The sequence below is a fragment of the uncultured Methanobrevibacter sp. genome, from assembly GCF_946184425.1.
GTDB lineage: Archaea > Methanobacteriota > Methanobacteria > Methanobacteriales > Methanobacteriaceae > Methanocatella.
Window position 1 is genome coordinate 1 of sequence record NZ_CAMHFP010000071.1, and the last position, 5671, is coordinate 5671.

The following is a 5671-nucleotide window of genomic DNA, read 5'->3' on the forward strand; positions in this document are numbered from 1 at the left end:
GATTAAGTCAGAATCGGATTGGTCTAACCATTCGTTAACGATTTTTACTGCACAGAAGTTACCACACATTGTACAGGTGTCTTCTTCTTCAGGAGGTCTTTGGTCTCTTTTTGCACGTGCAGCTTCTGGGAACATTGCACATTCATATTGTGCTTCCCAATCGAGTTTTTTACGAGCTTCAGCCATAGCTAAATCTTGTGAACCGTCAATTTGTCCGGTTGCTAAATCTCCAGCGTAAGCTCCTATTTTAGTTGCGATTACACCTTCTCTTACATCATCTGGGTCTGGGAGAGCTAAGTGTTCTGCAGGAGTTACATAACAGATGAAGTCTGCTCCTGCTTTTGCAGAGGATGCTGCACCGATAGCGGATACGATGTGGTCGTAACCTGGTGCCACATCACATACAATAGGTCCAAGCATATAGAAAGGAGCGTTGGAACACATTTTCTTTTGAATCATTACATTAGTTGGAATTTCATTGATTGGGATGTGTCCTGGTCCTTCAATCATACATTGTACTCCAGCTTCACGTGATCTGTCGATTAATTCTCCTAAAATGATCAATTCTTGGATTTGAGCCCTGTCAGTTGAATCAGCGATAGATCCTGCTCTCATACCGTTAGCAAGTGAAAGAACTACATCATGTTCTTTAGCAATTTCTAAAACGTAATCAAAGTTTTCATATAATGGATTTTCTTTTTCATTTTCAACAATCCATCCGGACATGAATGAGCCTCCTCTTGAGACTAATCCTGTTACACGTCCTTGTCTTTTAAGTCTGGTTAATGTTTCAATATTGATACTACTGTGGATTGCCATAAAGTCAATACCGTCTTTTGCTTGTTTTTCAATGGTATTGAATAAATCATCTTCAGTCATGTAAATTACGGAACCGTCCCTTCTAATACTTTCAATTGCAGCTTGATAGACGGGTACTGATCCCACTGGTAATGGGGACATGTCAAGTACTCTTCTTCTTATAACATCCAAGTCTCCACCGATACTCAATTCCATTAAACAGTCGGCGCCGTTGTCAATAGCGATTTGTGCTTTTTTGACTTCTTCATCAAAGTTAACAATATCAGTTGAAGTACCTACAGTTGCATTTACTTTTGTTCTAAGTCCTGCACCAATACCTGCTGCTTCTATATCTCTGTGCACATTCCCTGGAATAACAATGGTTCCGTTAGCGACAGATTTTAAAATAAAATCTTCTGAAACACCTTCAATTTCTGCAACATGTTTCATTTCATCGGTTAATATACCTTTTTTTGCATCACTAATTTGTGTCATCTTAAATCATCTCTCAATTAAGATTTATAACAGTCAAATTTAATTTAAAATATTCTCATAGTAAGTTGATATTCATTATTTTAATTTAATAGTATTTAAATTATTGGGATTATTGGTCAATTCTATTTTATTTGATTTATTTAAAGTTTTTTTTAAAAAATAAGTTAAGTTAATTTTTTATAGTTGAATTAAAGCGTTATTGAGAAAAATAAAGTTAACTTTAAAAAATAGTAAAAAGAATAGATTTAATAAAATCCATTCATTCTTTCAAATGCATCGTCAAAACTAGGCATGTTGGTTTGACAGCCTTGCTGTTCGACAATAAATGATGAAACAGATGATGCAAATTTAGCTGATTCTTCTAATGATTCTCCATTTAAGAATCTTGATAAAAATCCTGCTCTGTATGAATCTCCAGCACCTGTTGGGTCTATTGCTTCTCTGGTTATTGCATCAATTTTAATCTTTTCTTCATTTGAGTAAATTTCACTGCCTTTAGCTCCGCAAGTTTTAACAATTATTTTTGGACCTAATTCCCTAAGGCCTGTAAGATCAGTTTCAAGAGCTTCTAAAATCCTCTCGATTTCATGATGATTTCCAAAAAGGATGGTGGTATTTTCAATCACATCTTTTAATTTTTTAGTATCATACATGCCTAAATCTTGCCCAGGATCAAAAGAAACAAGAATATCTTCATTTTTTGCTTCTTCAGAACATTTCCAGTTAAAATTAGGGTCTCCAGTTGCAAGGTGCACTGCTTCAGCATTTTTTATAGCAGATGCCGGAACTTTACTTTCTGCAAATTCACGGGCAGCTCCCCAGTAAAAATAACTGATTTGGTCTTCGTTATCGTCAGTTAAAACAAAAGCTGTTGGGGTTGCTTCACCCGGGACTATGATTAATGATTCGGTGTCAATACCTAAATTTTGCATATGTTCATAGTATTCAGTTTTTTTAAAGTCTCCACCAACTGCGGATACTAATGAAGTTTTCAATCCTAAGTTTGCTCCAACACAAGCCACATTTGCAGCAGCCCCACCATTAAATGTTTTCATATTGGTAATTGGTGCTGAAAAGTTAGCTTTAGGAAATTCAGGCACTCTAATTATATAATCATGAGCAGAGTGACCAATTGCTAGTAAATCTCTGTTTTTCGCCATAATAATCGCCTTTTAATATTTCATTTTAATATTGTTTTTTATCATTATTTAATGTTTTGAAAAATCATATCTGAGTATATATGATTTTTCATGGTGTCGTATGAGTGTATATTCATATTATATAAAATAAGTATAATTTTTTTTATCCATGAGCATTTGAAAAGTAATAGTTATATTAAAGTAAATCCCTGATTTTCAATTAGTTTTTGCCCGTCATTTAGTAAAAATTCTATGTATTCATCAACTTGGGGTTTGTCTTCATTTACTTTAATCAGGCTTATTACATGCCGAGTATCAAATTTTAAGATTTCATTTCCTTTAAAATAACTGGCGTTTAAAAAGCTGTGCAAATTTTCAGATTTCTTAACTAATTTGAATGCATCAAATTGTGAATTTACGGTAGTTTTCAATTGGTAGTCAATATCATAATGCTTTAAACTGTTCCAGGCAAGCCTTTGAGCGGAACCTTCAACATTTACAAATTCAAGTCCTTCCAGGTCATTTATACTTTTAATTTCTTCTGCTTTTGGGCTTGAAATTAAAACAAGATAATCATAAGCTATTGGTGTAAAATCAATATTCAATTCATATGCAATCAACGGATCGTCCAAGGTTAGTATGTCAACAGCACCTCTTTTTGCAAGTTCGAATGCATCTTTGTCGCTGCTGCTGTACACATTTATGTTGAATGGATGATGTATACTTTCCAAAAGTCCGGAACTGATGTGCCCTCCGGCTATATTGATATTTGATGTTTTTTGAATTTGGATTTGATATTTTCTAAATTCATTAAGCAAATCAATTCCCTCTTCGGTCAGTAGAGTGCCATTTCCTACTTTTTTGGTAATTTTTATACCCAGTTTTTCTTCTGCTTTCAAAAGTCTTCTGTTGAATACTGTATGTGAGATGTTTAATTCTTTTGCAGATTGTCTTTGTGACCTTGTTTTTGCAAGAGATTCCAAACTTTCAAATAATTTATGATCGTATATCTTTCCGTCAATTTCCAAACTTATTAGTCCATTGCTTTTAAATTTCATATGACTTTATTCCAACCTTTGGTTTAGATGTATATAATATATATTATAATTAGTTATAATAATCTTCTAAATTTTCTATTTGATTAGATTTTTACATTAATTATTTATAAAATTGTGTTCATAATTAGTAATATCTTTTAAATATTTTTGGGAATTAGATAAAATGGAAATAATGAAGACTTCTATTAGGGCTATATTGAATAATATTGAAACTGCTCAAGAATTTTTAGACGAAGAAACTATAGAACAATTTGAAGAGATTATTATAAACTCTAAGAATATCTTCGTTACTGGAGCAGGAAGATCCGGACTTGCAGCTAAAGCTTTTGCAATGAGATTGATGCATTTGGGGTTAAGTTCATATGTGGTAGGTGAGACAATATCTCCTGCAATTTATGAGGATGATTGTATAATTGCTATTTCAGGATCTGGTGAAACTAACACTATTGTTTCTGCAGCAAGAATTGCTAAAAATAGAGGTTCTAAAGTATTAGCTGTTACTTCTTATCCAGAATCAACTTTGGGTCAATTAGCTGACGGTTACCTTCTTGTTAAAGGAAGAACTAAAAAAGAAGTGGATGATGAAAATTATATGAAACGTCAAATCCATGGAAACTATACTTCTTTAACTCCGCTTGGAACTGCTTTTGAATTAACTACTTTAGTATTTTTAGATGCTATCGTGTCTGAACTGATGGAAAAGATGCAACAGACTGAAAGCGATTTGAAAGCTAGACATACAGTATTAGAGTAATTAAAAAATTACTCTATTTTGATTATTATAAATATTACATCTTTGGCCTCGTAAAAAGCCGACTAATGTAATATTTCCTTTTTTTGCAATATTATAACCTGAATTGGCGGGTGCGGCATTGGATGCAAGTATTGGAACGCCTGCTCTTGTCATTTTTATAACCATGTCTGCAGGCATTCTTCCGCTGTAAATTACATATGAGTTGGATAAATCAAAGTCATGCAATAGTCCGTATCCGATGACCTTGTCAACAGCAACGTGACGGCTGACATCTTCTTTTACAATAAACTGATCCTTATAAACAATTCCTGCTACATGTGTTCCGCCAGTGGCTTGCCAAATTTCCGCATTGTCTTTTAGCTCTTCTATTCTTGCAATCAATTCTTCAACTTTAACCTGAAAATCTGATTCAACAGGATTTACTGTTTTGATTTTGCTTCTCCATCCTCCTGCAGAATCTGAACAGAGCACAGTTTCATTTGTTTTAAGTAAGGTATCATCAATTTCTGCATATATCTGACTTCCTTCAACTTTAATTTCTTTGATGGAGTCCATTGAATTTACCATATTTTCGTTGAATAGGTATCCTACTGTAAATTCTTCAAGAGAATCCTCAATTGCTGATAAGCTGCGACTTATATCTCCATTAATGGTTAAGGTAATTGTTTCATCTTTGACAACTTTCTCTTTTGCATTTTCAGTATCTCCATTTTTGTAATGGATTGCATCGATTTCTTCAATTTTCATATTATGCCCCTCGATGTGTATATATTATATTATGATAAATTTTTTTATATATCTGTATTTATTTTATCATTTAATGTTTTTATCTATATCAAATTAATTATTATTTATATAAATTTCAGTCAAAATCCGATATGTATGATGGTTAAACCAATTCATTTTGAATATTTTTTTGTTTCATTATATACAAACAATTATCAATTAATATTTAATTTTTGTTTTAATCGAAATTTATTAGTTGTAGGTTAAATTCACTTTGCATTTTTGTTTAATTTACATTAAATTCTTTTTAGATTTATTATTTTTTTAAATAATTTTTACTAACGTAAATTTTTTTATTATATATAAATATATGATATGATAATAATTTATATTCGTATTTTTTTAATTTTCTTAATTAATTTTTGTTATAAATATCTTTTTATTAAATAACGCTGTGATGTCAGGCACAGCCTCACTAGCCAGCCTGACATCATCAAAATAATCTTTATTATATTTCATGATCATACCTTAAAGCAGCTTCCACCAACGAACTCTCTGCAGATTGAATTATGTGGAAGGAAGGAACTGTCTACACTTACAAAATAATCAAGGAACTTAAGAAGTCTCTTTGCTTCGTAATACTCTGGCTCATCCTTGCCAATAGAGAAAAGAAGCGGTTCTGCGTACTGCTTGATAACTGC

General features: G+C 32.3%; 5 protein-coding genes. 1 reads left to right on the forward strand and 4 read right to left on the reverse strand.

Features of this window, described 5'->3' with window-relative positions:
- The 3 genes from thiC to Q0P94_RS10260 all read right to left on the reverse strand — a co-directional run.
- Positions 1-1293: phosphomethylpyrimidine synthase (thiC, locus tag Q0P94_RS10250; protein WP_295116300.1), on the reverse strand; the 1293-nt coding region annotated here is incomplete at its 3' end.
- Positions 1294-1538: 245 nt separating this feature from the next.
- The gene (locus Q0P94_RS10255; protein ID WP_295116302.1) at positions 1539-2453 is read right to left on the reverse strand and encodes a carbohydrate kinase family protein; all 915 of its coding nucleotides are present in this window, start codon (positions 2451-2453) and stop codon (positions 1539-1541) included.
- Positions 2454-2623: 170 nt separating this feature from the next.
- Positions 2624-3490 (reverse strand): LysR family transcriptional regulator, encoded by an 867-nt coding sequence (locus Q0P94_RS10260; RefSeq protein WP_295116304.1) that lies wholly within the window; start codon positions 3488-3490, stop codon positions 2624-2626.
- A gap of 163 nt (positions 3491-3653) precedes the next feature.
- On the opposite strand from Q0P94_RS10260, the gene hxlB reads away from it, so the two are divergent.
- Positions 3654-4244 (forward strand): 6-phospho-3-hexuloisomerase, encoded by a 591-nt coding sequence (gene hxlB, locus Q0P94_RS10265; RefSeq protein WP_295116306.1) that lies wholly within the window; start codon positions 3654-3656, stop codon positions 4242-4244.
- On the opposite strand, the gene fdhD is transcribed toward hxlB, so the two are convergent.
- Positions 4245-4991 carry a formate dehydrogenase accessory sulfurtransferase FdhD gene (gene fdhD, locus Q0P94_RS10270; RefSeq protein WP_295116308.1) on the reverse strand — a complete coding sequence of 249 codons (747 nt, stop codon included), beginning with the start codon at positions 4989-4991 and terminating at the stop codon, positions 4245-4247.
- Positions 4992-5671: the final 680 nt, after the last annotated feature.